This is a genomic window from Roseofilum reptotaenium CS-1145 (genome assembly GCF_028330985.1).
GTDB lineage: Bacteria > Cyanobacteriota > Cyanobacteriia > Cyanobacteriales > Desertifilaceae > Roseofilum > Roseofilum reptotaenium.
In genome coordinates this window covers 36,706-58,573 of record NZ_JAQMUE010000111.1, presented here as the reverse complement: position 1 = coordinate 58,573, position 21,868 = coordinate 36,706, and the positions used below count along the sequence as shown (strand labels likewise).

5 protein-coding genes are annotated in these 21,868 nt (G+C 43.9%); 1 reads left to right on the top strand and 4 read right to left on the bottom strand.

Features of this window, described 5'->3' with window-relative positions; translation table 11 throughout:
• The first annotated feature begins 288 nt into the window (after nucleotides 1–288).
• The gene (locus PN466_RS24605) at nucleotides 289–1,890 is read left to right on the top strand and encodes a photosystem II high light acclimation radical SAM protein (RefSeq protein ID WP_271945072.1); all 1,602 of its coding nucleotides are present in this window, start codon (nucleotides 289–291) and stop codon (nucleotides 1,888–1,890) included.
• On the opposite strand, the gene PN466_RS24600 is transcribed toward PN466_RS24605, so the two are convergent.
• From PN466_RS24600 to PN466_RS24585, 4 genes are all read right to left on the bottom strand, one after another.
• Nucleotides 1,887–9,200 (bottom strand): non-ribosomal peptide synthetase, encoded by a 7,314-nt coding sequence (locus PN466_RS24600; protein WP_271945069.1) that lies wholly within the window; start codon nucleotides 9,198–9,200, stop codon nucleotides 1,887–1,889. The genes PN466_RS24605 and PN466_RS24600 overlap by 4 nt on opposite strands.
• Before the next feature lie 68 nt (nucleotides 9,201–9,268).
• Nucleotides 9,269–10,162 carry a phytanoyl-CoA dioxygenase family protein gene (locus PN466_RS24595; RefSeq protein WP_271945066.1) on the bottom strand — a complete coding sequence of 298 codons (894 nt, stop codon included), beginning with the start codon at nucleotides 10,160–10,162 and terminating at the stop codon, nucleotides 9,269–9,271.
• Nucleotides 10,163–10,207: 45 nt separating this feature from the next.
• Nucleotides 10,208–16,147 carry an SDR family NAD(P)-dependent oxidoreductase gene (locus tag PN466_RS24590; protein WP_271945063.1) on the bottom strand — a complete coding sequence of 1,980 codons (5,940 nt, stop codon included), beginning with the start codon at nucleotides 16,145–16,147 and terminating at the stop codon, nucleotides 10,208–10,210.
• On the bottom strand, nucleotides 16,144–21,867 hold the full coding sequence (locus PN466_RS24585) for a type I polyketide synthase (RefSeq protein ID WP_271945060.1): 5,724 nt from the start codon (nucleotides 21,865–21,867) through the stop codon (nucleotides 16,144–16,146). The genes PN466_RS24590 and PN466_RS24585 overlap by 4 nt, the downstream gene beginning before the upstream one ends.
• Nucleotide 21,868 lies beyond the last annotated feature (1 nt).

Here is a 21,868-nt window from a genome sequence, read left to right as displayed (position 1 = left end):
GCCTACATTGGCCACTCTAACACTTCTGATCCCAACGGGTTGTAAAGGCGACTACCATTAATCCTTTTTTAACCTCTTTTCTAGGCAGTCAATTGCAGTCCTAGAGACTTTTATAAGGATTTTCTCTGCACTTATCGATGATCATCTCTAATCTTGATGATTAGTAAATCTAATCTAAGTCCCAACTCCCTGGACCCAAAATTTCCTCCAACAGATCCCAAAACCAATGTTATCGTAAAGTTATGTGAAAAACTCTCATAAATCCAGGTTTAGAACAGGAAACGCCCTATGCACGCTACCTCCGTTACTGGCGATCGCCTTCTTTACGTCCGCCTTCCCTGTAACCCCATCTTTCCCATCGGTGTGGTCTATCTTGCCGATCACATCCACAAGTGTTTCCCCTCTGTGGAACAACAGATCTTCGACCTGGGAACAATTCCCCCCCTCGATTATAAACAAGCTCTAGACGAGGCGATCGATCAGTTTCGCCCCAACTTACTGATCTTCTCCTGGCGAGACATTCAAATCTATGCCCCCGTAGGCGGAAGAAGCGGCAACCCCCTACAAAACGCCTTTGAATTTTACTATAGCTTTAATCCCTTCATTAAGCTGCGAGGCGCTCTGGGCGGTTTTCGATTAGCAACTGCCTACTATGGGGAACTTTGGCGGAATATGAGCCTGATTAAGCGAGGCTTAAAGCGTGCCCAAAAATATAACCCCAACACCCGCTTAGTGGTGGGAGGCGGTGCGGTGAGCGTCTTTTATAAACAACTTGGTCGCTCCCTTCCCCCAGGAACCGTTATTTCCGTGGGTGAAGGAGAAAGCCTCTTAGAAAAACTCTTAAAGGATCAAGATATCAGTGGCGAGCGCTGTTATGTTGTCGGTCAAACAGTGGCCCGCGATCGCCTCATCCACGAACCCCCCACTCCCCTCGAAAAAACAGCCTGCAACTATACCTATATCGAAGAAATTTGGCCAGCCTTTAACTACTACCTGCAAGATCCCGACTTTTACTTAGGCGTACAAACCAAACGTGGCTGCCCCCATAATTGCTGCTACTGCATTTATACAGTTGTCGAAGGTAAAAAAGTTCGCATCAACCCCGCCGATGAAGTCGTCGAAGAAATGCGTCAACTCTATGACCGGGGGGTACGGAACTTCTGGTTTACCGATGCCCAATTTATTCCAGCACGGAAATTCATTCCCGATGCGATCGAATTGCTCCACAAAATCCTGGAAGCGGGTTTAACTGATATTCACTGGGCCTCCTATATCCGGGCGGATAATCTCACTCCTGAACTGTGCGATCTGATGGTCAAAACAGGAATGAATTACTTTGAAATCGGCATTACCAGTGGCTCCCAAGAATTAGTCCGTAAAATGCGAATGGGCTATAATCTGCGCGTAGTTTTAGAAAACTGTCGGGACTTAAAAGCAGCCGGTTTTAACGATCTCGTATCCGTCAATTATTCCTTCAACGTAATTGACGAAACCTATGACACCATTCGCCAAACCATCGCCTATCATCGGGCCTTAGAAGAAATCTTTGGAGTCGATAAAGTCGAACCCGCCATTTTCTTTATCGGTTTACAACCCCATACTCACCTCGAACAATATGCCTTTGACCAAGGCATTCTTAAACCCGACTACGATCCCATGAGTATGATGCCCTGGACAGCTCGCAAATTACTCTGGAATCCAGAACCATTAGGCTCATTTTTTGGCCAAGTCTGTTTAGCTGCATGGCAGCGCAATAGTAATGACTTTGGTCGGGAAGTCATGCAAGTTTTAGAAGAACGGCTCGGTCGAGCCAGTCTTGATGAAGCCCTCAGCGCTCCCCTTACCCCGAAAGCAGAAAGCAGCAAGCAGTTGACCCGCGTTGGTTTTTAAAAACAATTTCGCAAGGTTTCTGCTAAGACTTGGACATGAGGGGGTTTTAACATAGTTAAGTGTGTACCTGGTACAGTATAAAGTGCTACGGGTTCAGAGGAGAAACGACCCCAACCCCAGAGGCGATCGCTGGCAATCTCTGCTTTGAGAGTATGGCCAAAGCCTTTTTCTGCCATATCTTCAGAGACCGTATCTCTTGCCTTCAATAACACGATCGGAATGTGATAATTGCTTTGCGGGTAATAAGAATAGCTTGCGTCATAATCACTCATTAACACATTCACAAACCCTCGAATCTGTTGAACCCCTGCTCCTTCGGGGAAAAAGCCCACGGTTTGTAGCTGTTCATAGATATATTGCCATTGTTCTTCTGCTTCGAGGGATTCCAAAACTTCCGCAGATACTCCGATTTCCGTGCCAAAAAACTGTTCAATTAATGCCACCACTAAAATCAGTTTCCGGGAAAGAGACCAATCGCGATCGATATTCGGTTTATTTTCTAGCGCATCTGGAACTGGACTATCCAGAATCACCAGTCGAGCCACTCTATCCCCTTGCGCTTCTAGTTGCTGACTCATCTCAAAAGCCACTAAAGCACCGAAAGAATGACCCCCTAAATAGTAAGGCCCTTCTGGTTGTACCGCTTTAATATATCCAATATAATCCCTCGCCATAGCTTCGACTGTAGTGTAGGGTTCTGATGCTCCATCCAAACCTCTGGATTGAAACCCATAGAAAGGTCGCTCTTCTCCTAAATAACAAGCCAAATTAGACAAATAAATCACATTTCCACCCGCTCCTGGAACACAAAAGAAAGGAGGTTGATTTCCTTGAGTTTGAATCGGGACTAAGGCTGACCAAGAATTAAAATCTGTTGATTCTTGCAAGCATATCGCCAGTTTTTCAATAGTCTGAGCTTGAAAGAGAGTGGATAGGGAAAGATGCCGATCGAACTCCTGCTCAATTTTAGCCATCAATTTTAGTGCTAAAAGCGAATGTCCACCCAGATTGAAAAAGCCATCTCTAATTCCTATGGGTTCAATTTGAAGAATATCTGACCAAATTTTTGCCAGCTTTCGCTCGGTAGAATTTCGCGGTAAAAGGAAGGATTCTTGACTATCCTGACTCGTAATTTCCTTGAATAAGTGATCCGGATTAACCTGTGGAACTTGATCGTCTGAAATCGCATTAGCGATCTCTGTTAAAGTTATTTCAGGATTTTTAATAATCAAATCGAAAATCATGAGAAAATGATCGAGTATTTTTTTAATTTCCGACCCCTTGAATTTAGAATGACTATAAACAACATTAATTTTGAAATTGGAGCCAGGAATCGCCAGAATAGTTAAACTAGACTGAGTTTGTGCTCCTAAAGAATGATTTTGATTAAGGCTAATCTTAAACCCTGAAAAATTTTTGATTGAGGCATCAACTGGATAATTTTCAAAGACTAGGATACTGTCATACAACCGTGATGACATGGAGATCTCACTCCAGGAATGAATTTGGCCTTGAGAACAATATTCATAGGATTTTTGTTGAAATTGTTGTTGTTGATGTTCTTGTAACCAAGACCACAGAGGAAGATCGGGAATAACAGTACACCTAATTGGAACAGTATTAATCAATAAGCCAACCATAGACTCAATTCCAGAAATTTCTGGAGGACGACCCGAAACAGAAGCCCCAAAAACGATATCTAATTGATGACTATAGCGACTTAACAATAATCCCCAAATTCCTTGAATCAGAATATTGAAAGTAACTCGATTTTTCTTGACGAGAAGATTCAGAGCTTCTGTAGAGGACTCAGATAAACTAATTACTCGACGACCATATGGTTGTTCTGGAAGCGCAAAGTCATCCGATGAAACTTCTTTTCCTAACGGAGTAGGTTGGGTGAATCCTCGTAATTTTTCTTGCCAAAATTCCTGAGCTTCAGTCAAATCTTGACTGTATAACCACGTGATATAGTTTTGATAGGGATAGGTAGGAGATAAGGAAAAATGAGAATCCTGAGTCAATCCTTGATAGAGTGTTAATAGGTCTTTGAATATGACTCCTAAAGACCATCCATCTACCAAAACATGGTGTACTGTGAAAACAAAATAATAGGCTTTATCTTCCCATCGAAATAGAGATAAATCCAGAAGAGGAACTTGGGTTAAGTTAAAGCCTTTCTCTTGCTTTATCCGAATATATTGAGCCAACTTTTCTTGAATATCTTTTTCTGCTCTCCAATCCTCAACTTGTAACTCATAAGGTACACTTTGCAAAACAAACTGAGCGAGCTTATCATAATCTTTCCATAGAAAACCAGTCCTCAAAATCTCATGTCTATCTATCAAACTTTTCCAAGCTTTCTGCCACGCTTGCATATCTAAATCTCCTTCTAAATTCAGAACAACCTGTTCAATATGAACTCCAGATTCTGAAGCGGATAAGGACTCAAATAACATTCCTTGTTGTGAGGGAGAAAGGGGATAAATTGCAGTTATCTTGACTGGGTTATGATTTTCTTGTTGAATATCTGAGATAATGGTATCTAACTGAATCTGTGTGAACTGAACAGCAGGAAAATCTGAAGGAGTATATCCACCGGTTTCTGGAGATTGGCAGTGATGAATGAGTGCTTTTAAGTTATTGATATAATTTTCTGCTAAAGTTTCGATGGTTGATCGTTGATGCAGATAATTACAGTACGTCCAATCAATTTGCAATTTATCCTTCAAGACGATTCCTGTAATATCTAATATATGGGGACGCTTGCCATGAGGGCTTTGAACTAAACCCATGGCTTCTGAAGCGACTTGCCAAGAATTCTTTTGAGATTCATTCGGATTAAATTGACCTAAATAGTTAAAGCTTATTTCAGGTTGTGGGAGAGCTGAAAGTCCAGACTTAATTTCTAGATCTGAGCTGAGATAACGTAAAATACCGTAGCCAATCCCACGATGGGGTATTGCTCGTAGTTGTTCTTTAATCGATTTAATATTTTCCCCTATATTATCTTCCACAGGTTGTTGGAGTATAATGGGAAAGACACTGGTAAACCAACCCACGGTTCGAGATAAATCGATGTCAGCAAACAATTCTTCGCGTCCATGTCCTTCTAAGTCTAGAAATAGAGTTGATTGTCCGCTCCAATTTTTGAACGTTTGTACTAAGGTAGTGAGTAAGATATCATTAATTTGGGTATTATAAGCGGAGGGGACTTCTTGTAAGAGAGCTTGAGTTTCTTCTGAAGTTAGCTGTACGGAAATATTATCCGTATTTCCAACTGTATTGTGAGTGGTGTTTTCTGGATAATCGATAGGTAGTTTATAGTCTTGAGATTGAGTCAACCAATAGTTTAGTTGCGATTGAAGATGGGGAGATTTGCTGTATTCTAAAAGATGAATTGACCAATCTTGAAATGCTGTGGTTTTTGCAGGAAGTTGTAGGGGTTCACCCTTCTCTAGTTGTTGGTAAACGGCTGATAAATCTTCTAATACAATACGCCAAGAAACTCCATCGATAACTAGGTGATGGGCAACAATCAGTAAACGTCCTTCTGTCTGTTTTCCAACTTGATAGAGGAGACTTCTAATAAGAGGGCCTTCAGCCAGATTTAAGGTCGTCTGTTGGTGAGCAATATTGTCTTCTAAAACACGGGTTTGTTCAGAGGGAGGTACTGAGGATAAATCAACTCTCTCAAATGGAATAATTTCTTCTACGTTCTTATTGATTTGTTTCCAGCTTGTTTCATTCTTAAAAAATCGCAAACGTAGAGCATCATGGTGGTTTACAATTTTTTCTATGGCTGTGGATAGAAACTGGGGGTTAATATCAGCAGGGACTTTGAGGAGAAAAGATTGGTTAAAGTGGTGAGGTTCAGCAAGATTTTGCTCAAAGAACCAATGCTGGATGGGAGTAAGCGGAACTTCACCCGTCACACGGTTTTGTTGAGCAGAGGATGGTTGTAGTGTACTGGCAACGGTTGCGAGTTGTGCAATAGTTTGATGTTGAAACAGTTGCTTGGCAGTCAAGCCAATGCCTGCTTGTTGAGCGCGAGAAACAATTTGAATGCTGATAATTGAATCTCCTCCAATTTCAAAAAAGTTATCATTCACGCTTACTCGCTGTAATCCTAAAACGTCTTGCCAAATTTCAGCTAACGTCTGTTCTATTTTATTTTGAGGAGCAATGAATTCTTCTGTTCTGGTTAATTCAATATCTGGAGCAGGTAAGGCTTTTCTATCTACTTTCCCATTGGGGGTAATGGGGAGTTTTTCGAGTATAACAAATGCAGAAGGTATCATATACTCTGGTAGTTTATCTTGCACGAATTGCCGTAGATCTAGAGGAGTAAGATCGGGATTTTCGCTCACAACATAGGCAACTAAGCGTTTGCTATTGGGTGTATCTTCTCGTGGGATGACAATACCATGCTCGACGTGGGAATGAGTGGATAAAATGGCTTCAATTTCTCCCAGTTCGATGCGAAATCCGCGAATTTTCACTTGAGTGTCTATTCTTCCGAGGAATTCAATGTTGCCATCGGGTAGATAGCGAACTAAATCGCCAGTTTTATACAGTTTACTGGTCTGGTTTCCAGAATCAAAAGGGTTGTTGATAAATTTCTCTGCTGTTAATTCAGGTCGATTGAGGTAACCTCTCGCTAAACCATCACCTCCAACATATAGTTCTCCTGGTACTCCAATAGGAACAGGAGTTAAATTAGAGTCAAGAACATAGAATTGAGTATTTGATAAGGGAGAACCAATTGGTAAATTAGTAGCATCGTCTGGAACGTTGTCCACTAAATACCAACTGGAAAATGTTGTATTTTCTGTGGGGCCATATACATGAAGTAACCGTTCTGGTCTACCCTTGTCTAAAATTTGTTTGACCCAAGTTGGATCGACAGCTTCACCACCAAACAGTAAACTCTTTAAAAATTTAAAGAGGGTGGGTACTTGTCTTGCAATTTGATTGAATAAGGCAGTTGTAATAAAAAGATGATCAATGGAGACTTCCCATAGACAAGCAGCCAATTTTTCCGGAGTCATGAGCGTGTCTTTGGGGATAATAATCAAAGTCGATCTATTTAAGAGTGCCCCCCAAATTTCAAACGTTGCAGCATCAAAAGAGGGATTAGAGGCGTGAGCGACCCGATCGCCCCCCTTCAGTTGTAAATAATTTGTCTTTATTACTAAGCGTACAACAGCTTTATGAGGAATCATTACCCCTTTAGGTTTGCCTGTGGAACCGGAGGTATAGATAATATACGCTAGAGATTGGATATTGATTTTATTGCGTAAATTTTCTTGGCTTTGTGTAGCGATCGCCTCCCAATCCCTATCTAAACACACCACTTGCGCTTGAGGTTCGGGTAACCTCTCTAAGCCATCCTGAGTGGTGACTAAGACCGGAACGTTGGCATCCGCTATCATATAACTCAAACGCTCTGCTGGATAATTGGGGTCTAGAGGTACATACGCTCCTCCCGCTTTGAGAATGGCTAAGATGCCCACAATCAGCTCTAGGGAACGTTCAACACAAATTCCCACCAGTGCTTCAGGTTGTACTCCTAAACGTTGCAGATAGCGAGCTAATTGATTAGCTTTCTGATTTAATGCTCGGTAGGTTAACTGCTCTTGTCCAAAGATAATAGCGATCGCATCAGGAGTCCGTTCAGCTTGTTCTTCAAATAACTGATGAATACATTTATCCCTAGGATAATCAGTGGTGGTATTGTTCCACTCTACAAGTAACTTATGGCGTTCTGCTTCTGTGAGTAGGGGGAGTTCGCCGATCTTCTGTTGGGGGTTAGCGGCGATCGCCTCTAATAGTACCTGCAAGTGACCTGCCATGCGGGCAATAGTCGCAGCATCAAACAAATCGGTAGCATACTCCCAATAGCCTAAAATTCCTTGGTCGGTTTCCTCCATGGAGAGGGTAAGGTCAAATCGAGAGGTGGCAATCTGGGAGCTTAAGCGTTCAAAACTCACTCCTGGTAACTCACAGGATAAGGCTCCAGCATTCTGCAATACAAACATCACTTGAAATAGGGGGGAATGGCTCAAATTACGTTCCGGTTGCAGCGCATCCACCACCTGTTCAAATGGCACATTTTGGTGAGTATAGGCTTCTAAAGTGACTTCCCGGACTTGAGTAAGCAATTGCTCAAAGGTTATATCGTCTGGAAACTGGGTTCGCAAGACTAAGGTATTGACAAAACACCCCATCAGAGGTTCAACTTCCTGGCGATCGCGATTGGCGATCGGCGAACCGATTAAAATATCATCTTGGCTACTATATCGATACAGCAGTGTGGAAAACGCTGCCAATAGGGTCATAAATAACGTTGCACCTGCCTTTTGACTGAGCTGTTGCAAGGGTTCCGTCAGATGGGGAGGCAAGGTAAATACTTGGTGTTCGCCCCGATAACTTTGCACTGCCGGTCGAGGTCTATCCGTTGGCAATTGTAATAAACCAGGAGCATCAGCCAGTTTTTGTTGCCAATATCCCAATTGAGTCTCCAGAACTTCCCCACTTAACCAAGTGCGCTGCCATTGGCTATAGTCAGCATATTGAATCGGCAGTTCAGGCAAAGGAGAGGGTTCTCCCTGAAGATACGCTTGATAGAGTGTGGATAACTCTTGGAACAAGACACCCACTGACCAACCATCACAGATAATATGGTGCAAATTAGCCAGCAACACCGACTCTGTTCTTGAAAGTCGAACTAAACTCACGCGCAATAAAGGCCCAGTTGCTAAATCAAAGGGAGCTTGAGCTTCACGGCGAATTTCTCGGTTTAACTGCTCCTGTTGTTGGGTTAGGGGGAGATGTTGCCAATCTTGGATCGAAAGTTCAAACTCAACTGGGGGGTCAATAACCTGTACTGGAGTGCCATTTAGCGATTCAAAGCGAGTCCGTAGAACTTCATGGCGGCGAATGATTTCCGCCAAAGCTGATTCTAGGATAGGAACCTGAAGATCTCCCGTAATTCGGAAGGCTCCAGGCACATTGTAGACAGAACTCTTCCCTTCCAGTTGGTCAAGAATCCAGAGTCTTTCTTGGGCCCAAGAAAGGGGGAGAGGACTGCCATCATGAGGGATGGGAGAAATGGCGGGTAGAGTTTGAACCGGAGTTAAGCTTTGATTGAGAAACCGGATAATCTCTGCTTTGCGCTCTGACAAGGTGCCTCGCATACTTGGGGTTAACACGCCTTCTGGAGCGCGACAGCGCAGTTTCTCGCCTTCAACCCACACTTTAACGCCCAATTCACGCAGTTCTGACAGAAATTGATCGATAGGTTTCATCGCAGACACTCCCTAGAATATGACCTCAAATATGACTCATTGATCCAACCCTGATTCACTTCAGGGAATTACCGATGCATCTCTCGGATAACAGGAGCGCCAACCTCTTGAACCGTGCCATCTTTTCCATTCCCTGCCATACCAAGGGGCCCCCACATTTTTAAGCCTAAGAGTTCCTTTAATTCAGGAGCATAGCTATTGACTTCTTCCCAGTCGAGAGTCAGCCAGAAATGTTCTTGCTGACGCATAAAGGGACGACAATAATAAGCCAAAATCCCATAGCGGGGTTCATCGGTTTTGTTGACTCCCGTGCCATGCCACAGTCGGCCATCAAATACCATCGCTGTCCCCGCAGGAGCAACAGCAGGGATCGGTTCGGGAGCTTCTTCTGGTACAGGAATGGCTTGTCCTTTCATCACTTGCTGAGGTTTGAGTTTATGGGAACCCGGAACCATTAGGGTGGCTCCATTCTCTTCGGTGAAGTCCGAGAGCATCCACATCATGTTAATCACCATGGGATAGGGCGTGACCGGTAAATAGCCCTGATCGAAATGTAAGGGCATGGCGGAGCCTCCTTTACAGGCAATATTGGCACTCAAGGAAGATAACAGAGCTTCACCCGCAAAGGGTTCTGGCATGGGGCCATCATTGGTAGCGGCAAATCTATCTCGAATCAGATTTAAAGGGGCCTCTTTGATGGCAATTCGGCGAAAAATTTCGCCTTTGGTAATTAAGCTCCAGACGCGTTGATTGGGGCCATTGGGGTTAAATGTTGCGCCACTATCCATCATGGCAACACCGGCTTTTCGTTCAGCTTTGGCTTGTTCAATCAGACGTTCTTTGGCTTCTTTGACTTCATCCGGGGAAAGGGCGTTAGCAATTAAGGCAAAGCCAAATTCTTCAAAGTGTGTGCGGGCTTCTTCTAGGCTGTTAGATAAGGGAGGTAAGCTCAGAGTTTTCATGGTTGTTTTTCGTACATTGAACAGGAGTAAATCATCTCAATCGAGTTATAATTCGATTTCTTCTTCACCGGGTTGTAAATCTTCAGTGGGATTGACTTGGGCATCGACGAGTAACGTGCAAATGCCATCAATTCGTTCAGCGAGTTCCAGAAGAGTGGAGCTTTGAAAGACTAGGTTTAAAGGAATATCAATTTCAAAGGTTTGGCAGATACGGGAGACTAACTGAGTTGCCAGTAGGGAATGGCCGCCTAATTCAAAGAAGTTGTCATAAATTCCGACTGGAGAAACCTTGAGGACGGCTTCAAAGATTTGCACCAGTTGATGTTCTGTGGGGGTGCGCGGTTGTTGATTTTGGGGGTCTTTGGAATTCAAGTTGCTCCCCAGCAGTTGCCGGAGATCGATATCACCGGTTTCTGTTAAGGGCATTTCTTCGAGTTGCACGCCTTCACAGTGGGTAAGGGTTCCTAGGAGATCGCGCACTTGTAGATCTTGCCATGGATTGACGGCCCATTTTTCCCCGGACGTAAAATAGGCGGTTAACTGTTGTAAATTCTGGCAGTTAGAGAGCAAATACTGGATATAGGGTTTGGTGGAGTCGAGTCCAATAAACCAATAGCCGGGAGGTTGAGATAGGGTGGCGAGCAGGGAGGTCAGTCCTTGAGAAGGGGCGATCGCACAATATCCTTTTGCCTGACTCAGCTCTTTCATCTGGTAGCCTTGACTCATACCGATTTCATCCCACATACTCCAGGCCAAGCCATAACTTTGCACGGGAGTTTGGGCATTTTGATATTCGCTAAATGCCCCTTGAAAACTATTTGCGGCAGCATAAGCGCCTACCGTCGATCCCCCTAAAAATCCATTCACCGAAGCAAAGTGAATAAATATACTCTTTGGATGATCTTTAACCAATTGATGTAACACCCACGTTCCTAAAACTTTGGGACGCAACACCTCAGCCACACTCGCTTGAGTCTCGGATAAGACAGGCTTTTCCTGTAGGGTTCCTGCCAGATGAATTACGCCATCGAGTGGACTTCCCCATAGAGCGATCGCCGAATGAACCGCTTGGTGTACCTGTTGCTCATGAGCAATATCAACCGCCTGATAAATGACTTCTCCTGGCAAAGTTTGTAACTGTTGATAAGTGTCCTGTTTTTCCGAGGTTAGTAATGGTAAAGGGGTGCGCCCCACCAATAAGAGTCGAGCATGATAGGTCCGTAAAAGATACTGAGCCACTTTTACCCCGATGCCACCTAATCCACCACTGAGGAGATAAGTGCCTCCGGGTTTAAAGGGCAGTTGAGGTTTATCTCCCCAGTCCCAAGGGACAACTTGCAAACCGGAAGTATATCGTTTGCCATGGCGATACGCAATTTCCACATCTGGACAAACTGTACAGAGTTCTTGCCACAAATCGGTTTTCTGCTCCTCTTCAGTGTCGGTTACCGATAGATCGATATGGCGACAAGCGAATCCAGGGATTTCTTGAGGTAGAGTTTTCACCAACCCTAAAACGGTTGCCTTTTCAGGAGCAATGCGATCGCTCGGCTCTACCCTTTGAGTCAAACTTGTGACCCAAAACAACTGTAGGGGCTGGTCTAGATTTCCATTTTTTTCCAGAGCTTGAGAGAGAAACAAGAGGCTATATAATCCTTGCTCTTGTGCTGCTTCCAATTCCTCCGTGCTACTAATTTCTTGGGTTTGAGTGTGATATTGCCCTAGGTGAATGATTTGAGCAATCGGACAATCCTGAATGGATACAGACTCCAGAAGTTGCTGATAATGCTCTGGGCGATCCGGAGCAATAGAATAGCACTGTTCATCGATTTGAGTAAACTCAGAACCGGCAATGACTTGGATATAGGATTGATGATGTTTCGTCAATTGCTCTACTAACCCACGGGCTAATCCTTCACCCTCAAAAAAGATGAGTGTTAAACCCTTGTGGGGCTGAAGATAAACCCCTTCTACTGCTTTGGGTTGCCAAATTTGCCGATAAAACCAATTGGGTAGTGTGTTCTGATTTTCAAGCAGCAAATCCACCTGTTTTAAGATCGGCTTAAACTCTCCCGCTTCAAAACGCTGTTTTAACTGCGATCGCTGAATTTTACCAATAGCCGTCTTCGGAATCGTTTCTGAATGAACTGGAATCAAAAAATCTGGATTAATTCCCATCGATTGGATCACTTGAGTCCGAATTTTTTTCAGCAGTTGTATTTTCTCTGAATCGCTCAAGTTCTTAGGACTAAAAAACACAGCTAACCGATCGCTATCATCTTGGCGTTGACGAACTCCACAAGCGGCAGTATAGGAAACTTCTACCTCTTCCAACTCTTCAACAACTGCTTCAATTTCATGACTATAATAGTTAATCCCATTAATAATAATCACATCTTTCTGTCTTCCCGTAATCGTTAACCGACCCTCTTGAAGAAAACCTAAATCTCCCGTTTTAAACCAACTGTCGGGAGTAAATGCTTCTTCTTGTTTCTCTCGATTGTTATAATACCCTTGAGTGACAGTCACCCCTTGAATTTGAATCTGACCAATTTCCCCTTCTTCAAGGAGTTTGTTCTGCTCATTGACAATTCTTAGAGAGACTCCAGAAATAGGAAGCCCTAGATCGACAAAAGGCATATCTTCCCGTTCTCCGTCCCAAGTATAATCCTTAGAAAACACGATTCCTGAACTGGTTTCTGACATTCCCCAAGCTGGTTTCATTGCTGTTTTTATCAATTGGTGTGGAGTCAGTAATTGCATAAACTGTCGTGCAGTCTTATCAACGATCGCTTCCCCCCCATTAATCATATGGCGCACAGAAGATAAATCCCAATGACCTTGCTCAATTGCTTCAGATTGTGCATTAATCAAACCATAAGCAAAATTTGGGGCCCAAGTTACGGTAACTTGATATTTCTCTAACCAATCTATCCAGGTAACAGGATGATTGAGAACCATATTAATATGGGCTTGAATTTGCTGACAACCGAGATATACATCTCGGATATGGAACATGACTAAACCGACCACATGATCTAAAGGAAACCAATTGAGAGAAACATCTTTTGAACTATACTCATGGCAACGTTTGGCTCCTTCACTGCGGCTCAGAATATTTCCATGGGTGAGCATAACGCCCTTGGGTTTTCCGGTGCTGCCTGATGTGAGAATGAGTAAGGCTAATTCATCCAGTTGACTGGAATAATAGTCAGTTTCGGCCTTACCAGTTTGTAGATCTTCTAAGGTGGCGACTTGAACGTTAGACCATTTTAACTCTTGCGCCCACTTTTCTAAAGTTCTGCTATGGTTTCGAGTGGTTAAGACTAAAGGGAATTCTAATAATTCCAAAGTATTTTGTAATTTACTCCAGTCAGAATTGACTGGAAACGATAAGGGAGCAGGAATAAATCCCCCTAACACACATCCCCAAAATGCTGGAATAAAGTCTTGAGAGTTTTCGAGCTGAAAAATAACTTTGTCTTGAGGCTTCAAACCCCGTTGTCTCAAGCCGGCTAAAATGCATTGTGCCTGGTGCAGCAACTGAGTATAAGATTGTCTTTCTTCCGAGCCATCCGCATTCAGGTAAATGAGTCCTGTCTCCGAAGGATTTTGTGCAGCTTGAATCAAGGCTTCAGATAAGTTTTGAGGAGCTTTTTCTGGAAACTGTAATTCTCCACCCTCACTCATTGCTGGGATATTAAGGCGGGAATGACTGTTTTTAGATGACGATACCCGATCGCTCGCAGAAGATGCGTCGGGTTCAGAAATGGATAAGTTATCTTCCGGTAGAAGATCCCATAAATGGAGGAGAGATGGAGGCGCAAATTTTTTCGGTTCTATGACAACAGCAACTTGTTCGATACTCGAAATTTTATCGAGTTGTTCTTGCCACTGTTCAACCAACTCAGAATCGATCGCCTCTAACTGCGCTAAACGATCTGTGTCAATCTTACCCTGCTGAGTGTAAGGCAAGGCTACCACAGGAATACGGACCGAGGGTTGAAGCTCTACAGGTAGCTCAGACTTGATCTGTAACTCAATAGATGATAGGGATAGAGGATTAGAGGGCACGATATAAGCCACTAACTCTCCTTGGCGATCGCCGCACACAGAACACTGCTGAATGTCCGCGAGGGAGTGTAGTGCTTCTTCTACAGCTTGCAAGTTCACTCTTCGTCCTTTAACCGAGACGATCCGTTTCACCTCTCCCAGTCGTTCTAAAGTTCCATTCCCCGAGCGTTTTCCCCATTCTCCAGTTGAGTATAAACGACCCAATTCTGGATGGTCGAAAGACTTGGACTGCTCAGAACTCAAAGAGCGATCGCTGGTATAAAGCTCTCCTTCTATTCCTAGGGGAACCCGTTGCCCAAAAGCATCTAAAATATGAATCGGGGATGAATCAAAACCTTCATTTTTAGCGGGATCGTGATTGATGTTGATCAGGTCTTGTTTTTCAGTTTCTGTAAGTAGAGGTAACTGAGACAGTTTACAATCTGGGTTCGTGATAATTCCTGCTAACAACACCTGGAAATGACCCACCATCCGCACAATAGTTTCTGGATCGAATAAATCTGTATTATATTTTTGGATGCCGATCAAAGAGGATTCTGTTTTTGTGATTTCTAAGGTTAAATCAAATTGCCCCTCAGCCATAGGAATATCAAAGGGCTTAACGGCTAATCCTCCCCAATTGTTCAAGGTTTTATCTTCTCCCAACATCAAGTTTTGGAAGGATTGAGACTGCTGAAGCTTATGTAAGGCAAACATGGTTTGAAAAATGGGAGGACGACTCGGATCGCGGGAGTCTTGTAATCGTTCGACGAGCAAAGAAAAGGGGAAATCTTGATGAGCTAGTGCTTCTAAAACGGTCTGTTTAACTTGCGCTAGAAACTGTCGAAACGACAAATATCCAGCACAATTTGCTTTCATCACGACTGGATTGGTAAAATAGCCAAAGATCGGTGCAAATTCGGGTTGGGTTCTACCAGATGTTAGCGATCCGACTAAAATCTCATCTTGTTGGGTGTAACGATAGAGTAAGACCTGATAAGCAGCCAGCAAAACCATGTATAAGGTAGAACTTTCTTGTTGAGCGAGTTCCTGAAGTTTTGCGCTTAGGTCTTCGGAAAGGGTAAACAGATGGTATGTTCCATTGTAGGTTTGTTGAAGCGGTCGAGGCCGATCGCAAGGCAGAGGGAGTATACCGTTTGCACCGGCTAGTTTCTGATGCCAGTAGTTCCACAGTTTTTCGCCGCGATCGCTGGCTAAGAGGTTGCGTTGCCAACGTACATAATCCAAATACGAGTATTGAATCTGAGGCAGGGTTTCCTGGACTCCTTCTTGTATACTTTGATAGATTTGTGGCAATTCTTGCAGCAAAATATCAATCGACCAAATATCATTCGCAATGTGGTGAGTTGTAACTAAGAGGACATGATCGTTTTCCGCACGAGTAAATAATCGAACTCGAACAATGGGCCCTTGTTGGAGTTCGAATGCTTCTTGATGGGCGGCAATGACTTGAGCTTTAAGCTGCTCTTCAGTTAACGTTGAACTCTTAATTGGCTGAAAATCGATAGACCGATCCTCTAAGACCTGTTGAATCGGTTCTTGACCTCGCTGAGGAAAAATGGTGCGCCATATCGGGTAGCGTTCAAGCAAAGTTTGACAGGTCTGATGTAAGGCGACTACATCCACCGTTGAACAGATGCGCAGGGCTAAGGATGAATTAAAGGCATGACTCTCCGGGGCTAATTGCCATAAAAACCACATGGCTTGTTGACTATAGGACAGGGGATAAACCTGCAAAATGCCTGGATTTTCTTGGAGTAAGCGTAGAATTTCATCTTTGTGTTCTTTGAGTTGAGCTAATACAGCATCAATGGAGCGATCGCCAGGAGCATCATAGGACAATCCTCCATTGTCTGACCAAAGTTTCCAACCTTGAATTGAGAGATCTTGAAGAAATTCAACTAAGTTCATAGGGTTCCTTGTATACGATTAACAGAGTTATCCGCGATCGGATCGGAGAAGGGGCGATCGCCCAAGTCAGCTTCCGCAAAAATTTGCTCCTCGATCTCAACCGATAAAGTAGCAATAGTTACCCCTTCGATAAACCGAGTAATGGGGACATCAACTTTTAATTGAGTATTAAATCGATTCCGTAATTCAACTGCCATCAAAGAATCAACTCCCATCATCGTTAGAGATTGATGGATATCCATTTGAGTCACTGGCATTTCTAGAACGCGTGCCACTTGATGCTGTAGATAATCAATGAGGAGCGTTTTTTGTTCTGGTGCTGATGCAGATTTCAAGGACTCCAATAAAGAAAGTTCGGGTTCTAGAGTTGAACGTCCTGACTCAAAGTTCTGTAAGACCGGCAGGTTTACCCCAGACGGAAGGTTAGCAAAAATCTCAGACCAGTTAACAGAAAATACGGCAACTTGTCCGCTGGCTTCTGACCATAACTCAGACAGCACCTGCAAGCTTTTTTCGGGTAGCATCACGCCCATTCCGCTCATCTTAATTCGCTCTTGCTGTTCCTGGGATAAACGAGCCGCCATTCCGGATTGGCCCCATACTCCCCAATTAATACTTAATCCAGGTAATCCTAACCCCCACCGATAGTGAGCCAATCCATCCATAAATGCATTGGCTGCTGCATAGTTACCTTGACCCAATGACCCGAATAAAGAAGCAATTGAAGAAAAGCAAATCCAGAAATCTAAGGTCATCTTTTGCGTGAGTTCATGTAAATACCAACTGCCTTGTACTTTAGGAGCCATGACTTTCGTCAATTGTGCTTTACTCATATTTTGCATGACCCCATCTTCGAGGACTCCTGCTGCATGGACAAGCCCTTTTAATGGAGGAAGAGAAGACTCGATTTGAGCCAAAATCAGAGCAATATCTTCCCGTCGGGAAATATCTCCCTGTATCACTGAAACTTGCACTCCATTTTCTTTGAGTTGAGTGATGATTTCTTTGGCTTGAGCAGAGGGAAGATTACGCCCAGTGAGAACGAGAGATTTAGCTCCTTGTTTGACCATAGATTGAGCTACATTTAACCCTAATCCTCCCAATCCTCCCGTGATTAAATAAGTGGCATCCGAGCGTAAAGTAAGGGAGGTTTGAGCCTCAGATTCAGAGTACTTGCGTCGGTGGACTAACCTCGGAACATAGCGGACACGGTTGCGAAAGGCAATTTGGTTTTCCTCATCTGGATGACACAATTCTGTGGCTAGAAAAGGTAAGGATTGTGATACCTCTATTTTGGGGTCTAAATCAATACATTGACACTGAAGTTCTGGATGTTCTAAGGCGATCGCCTTCCCTAACCCCCAAAGGGATGCTTGTTGGGGGTTTTGCACCCAAGAGTCACGATCTACAGCTTGAGCGCCTTGGGTTACCAGGAGTAATCTTCCAGACCATTGCGTTTGGGAAACTAAGGCTTGAACCAGATAGAGAGTACTCAGACAACTGAGTTCTTGAGATGCGTCTAACTCATCAATTGAAGTTTGCACACTCCAAAGATGAATGACTCCTTGCAGAGGAGATTCGGGTCTATTAACTGCCTTGAGTAACTGATGAAAATGATCGGGTTCTTGGGGATTAATTTGGTAATCTCGATCCTCTAATTGCTGATACGTCAGACCAGGAGAGACCCAAATACAGCTATCACTTAAAAAGGGAGCTGATGGTTGCCTGATTTCCGGTTTATTGGCCAAGATCAACCACTTTCCTACAGGCTCTCGTTCTCCATCCCTTGGAGTAATTTCATCACGCTCCCAACTTAACCCATACACCCATTCCTCCGGTTCAACTTCCGAATAAACTACCGGATGGTTAAACGCGTCTTGGTTCAATAACCGTAATTCTTCTAGCGATCGCGTTTCACACTTTCTCGCAGTTAATAACACATAACTTCCCAACTTTCTCTCGAGTAACTTACCCAATTGATTATAAGATTGGAATGCTGCTCTGACATTATCATCTGGATTTTCTGCATAAAGTTCATGCAGAATTTCTTCAAAATCTGGAGCATAGAGAAAATTGGCAATTTCCCGACTCACATCAATAAACCCGGTAAGTTGGAGTTGATGTTGGGAAAGTTGCTCAACCCAATGGTGTTTGGTAATAAAATAAGAAGAGGTTTCTTCATGATCGATATCGACTTCTCCATGGGCGATAAAATCGGCCAGGACTAACCAGCCATTTTCGCACATATGCCGACTGATATTGGAGAATAGATTGGATTTTTCTTTAATATGATGGGCGACTTCAAATCCAAAGACAAGATCGTAGTGATTGGGAAACTCGTCTTTACTGCTATCTCGATTAAAGACTTTGATTTGCTTCTCTAAACCATAGCCCTTCACTTGTTGGGTAGCAAATTTAGCTTGTTCGCTGGAAATCGTATAGCCATTTAATTGCAGATGAGGATGTTTTTGTCCCAGACTAATGATATCTGAACCATACCCACAGCCAAAATCTAAAACGGTTTGACAGGCAGAAAAATCAACTTGGGAAAAACAGAGTTCTCTGAGTTTCTCTTGAGCTTTGAGTGCCATCGGGTACAATGGATCGCGCTCCAGATCTGGAGTAACGCAGAGCTTAACCCATGAAAAATCGGGTACAATTTCTGGGAAAATACCAAACGTCAGAAACTGTAGCGATCGCTGCTGCACTGCTCCTGTATCTCTTGTCTCTTGAGTGAGGGCGATCGCCGAATTATAATAATCATGAACAATATTTCCTTTGAACTGAAGATGGTTCTGATGCCTATCAATCAAGAGACTTAACACTTTCGGTAGAACTTCCGCTTCTTCTGCACTAAAAATAGCGGCTAAATTAAGTTCCTCGATTAAGTCTTGCACCTCCCCTCGATCGATCAGATTCAAAATGGGACTTGAAGCTAGATTAGAGCGATCGCGCTTTTCTTCTTTGACCTCAATCCAATAATTTTTTCGTTCAAAGGGATAAGTCGGCAGCGCTACTTTTTGGCGTGCAGAGTGTCGATGAACCCCCAACCAATCCACCTCTATGCCTCGGATATACAACTGAGCTAAACTGGAGAGCATTTGTTGCCCATCTTCTACTCCAGGACGTAAAGAAGGGAGCCAAATTCCCCAATCTGGGGGTAAACATTGCCGTCCCATGCCTAACAATATGGGTTTCGGGCCAATTTCGAGAAAAATCTCATACCCTTCTTGATATAAGGTCTGCATACTGTCAGCAAATCGCACCGGTTGCCGCACGTGGTTGACCCAATATTCAGGGGTGGTTATGCTGGAGTCTGCCCGTTTTCCCGTGACGTTAGAAATGAGGGGCAGTTGTGGTTTTTTGTACTGAATCTGACGGGCAATTCCGGCAAATTCATTTAACATTGGCTCCATCAATGGGGAATGGAAGGCATGGGAGACAACTAACGGCTTTGTTTTTATTCCCTCTGATTCTAGAGTGGTGGCGATCGCCTGTAACGCTTCATTCTCACCCGAAATTACCACACTTTCCGGGCCATTAATTGCCGCAATTGCTACCTGTTCTGCATAAGGGGAAATCCGGTCTCGTACCTTAGACTCCGATGTCATCACAGAAATCATACCCCCACCAGACGGTAACTGTTGCATCAACCGTCCTCGCGCAGCAATCAGCTTCAAACCCTCTGCTAAACTCAGCACTCCAGCAATCGTTGCCGCCACGTATTCGCCCACACTATGACCCATCACCCCTTGAGGTTGAACTCCCCAGGATTGCCATAATTGGCACAGCGCATATTCAATGACAAATAAAGCCGGTTGAGTATAAGCCGTTTGATTTAATAATGAATCCTCCGTACCCTGGCTTGATTTTCCAGAGATGACATCCAGAATCGAATATTCCAACTCATCTCGAAGAATTTGGTCGCATTCCTCACAAGCTTGGCGAAATACGGGCTGAGTTTCATACAAGGATTTGCCCATATGGAGAGATTGAGAACCTTGACCGGTAAATAGGAAGGCAATTTTAGGTGAATTTCCCTGACTCGCACCTTCTCCGACAAACATTCCTATCCCTTCTGCGTTGGGGAATTGCCGCAATTGTTCGCTTAATTCTGAGTGATTAGACGCGATCAGACTCAGACGATAATTCAAATGACTGCGACCAATATTGGTTGTATAGGCAATATCAGATAGTTCTAATTCGGGATGAGTTGCTAGATGGCTTTGATAACACCGAACCAGGTTATTAAGAGCCAGTTCACTCTTCGCTGATAAGGTCAATAAATAATAAGGAGATTTAGGCTCTTCTTTCCGAGTCTCAGTCAAGGAAACTGGCGCTTCTTCGACCACAAGATGAGCATTCGTGCCACTAAAGCCAAAGGAACTCACTCCAGCCAGACGACGCTGTTTATCCCCAACACTCCAAGGCGTGAGTTGCATCGGAACTTGCAGGGGAAAATGCTGCCAATCGATCTTAGAACTGGGTTGATGACAGTGTAAATGAGGCACAATCGTTTGGTGTTGCAGTTGTAAAACAACTTTTATTAATCCAGCAATTCCAGCGGCTGCTTCTGCGTGACCAAAATTCGTTTTTACTGAGCCAATGCGTAAGGGATTTTCTGGAGAATGGCTTGAGCCAAAAACCGCTCCTAATGCCCCTGCTTCAATTGGATCGCCCAGGGACGTTCCTGTACCATGAGTTTCGATATAACTTACTTCAGATGGATCGATCTGACCATTTTCTAACGCTTTACGAATAACGGCTTGCTGAGAAGGGCCATTCGGTACCGTTAACCCACTGGTATGACCATCTTGATTGAGGGCTGTACCTCGAATAACTGCTAAAATATTATCGCGATCGCGCACGGCATCCGACAACCGCTTTAGCACCACCATTCCGCATCCCTCAGAGCGCACAAATCCATCCGCACTATCGTCAAACGCTTTGCATCGACCATCGGCAGAAAGCATCCGCGCTCTGGAGTGATTAATATGAGTTAAAGGAGAAATCAACCGGTTGACTCCTCCAGCCAGAGCTAAATTACACTCTTGATTTCTCAAGCTCATACAAGCCAAGTGAACCGTGACCAAAGAAGAAGAACAAGCCGTATCTACGGCCACATTCGGCCCCGTTAATCCTAAAACATAAGATAGCCTTCCCGATGCACTACTATGGGCATTTCCGCTGGCCAGATAGGGATTAATCTCTTCAATATTCGATCCAGCAATTTGGGTATAGTCATTACCAGAAATGCCCACAAACACTCCAGTTAAACTTTTTTCTAGATGTTCCGGATTAATGGCTGCCTGTTCTAACGATTCCCAAGCCACTTCTAAGAGCAGTCTTTGCTGAGGGTCAAGGAACGTTGCTTCCTTACCCGATATGCCAAAAAAGCCCGGATCGAATCCCTTTAATTCCTCGATAAATCCACCATAGCGAGTATACATTTTCCCTGGAGCTTCCGGGTCAGGATCGTAATACTCGTCGATATTCCATCGGTCTTGGGGAATCTCAGTAATGGCATCTGTTCCTTCTGATAACAGATGCCAGAATGTTTCCGGACTAGAGACCCCTCCAGGAAAACGGCAACCCATCCCAATAATCGCGATCGCCTCTCGACGAGCATAATCCATTGCTTCTAACTTCGACTGCATATCTTCCACAGCTCGAAGCGCTCGTTTTAAGGCAGATTCGCTTTTTCCTGAATTGATACTCATC

Excerpts from the sequence above, each read along its gene's own strand:
- PN466_RS24600 (WP_271945069.1), bottom strand. The coding sequence starts at position 9,200 with ATGAAACCTATCGATCAATTTCTGTCAGAACTGCGTGAATTGGGCGTT.
- PN466_RS24605 (WP_271945072.1), top strand. The coding sequence starts at position 289 with ATGCACGCTACCTCCGTTACTGGCGATCGCCTTCTTTACGTCCGCCTT.
- PN466_RS24585 (WP_271945060.1), bottom strand. The coding sequence starts at position 21,867 with ATGAGTATCAATTCAGGAAAAAGCGAATCTGCCTTAAAACGAGCGCTT.
- PN466_RS24595 (WP_271945066.1), bottom strand. The coding sequence starts at position 10,162 with ATGAAAACTCTGAGCTTACCTCCCTTATCTAACAGCCTAGAAGAAGCC.
- PN466_RS24590 (WP_271945063.1), bottom strand. The coding sequence starts at position 16,147 with ATGAACTTAGTTGAATTTCTTCAAGATCTCTCAATTCAAGGTTGGAAA.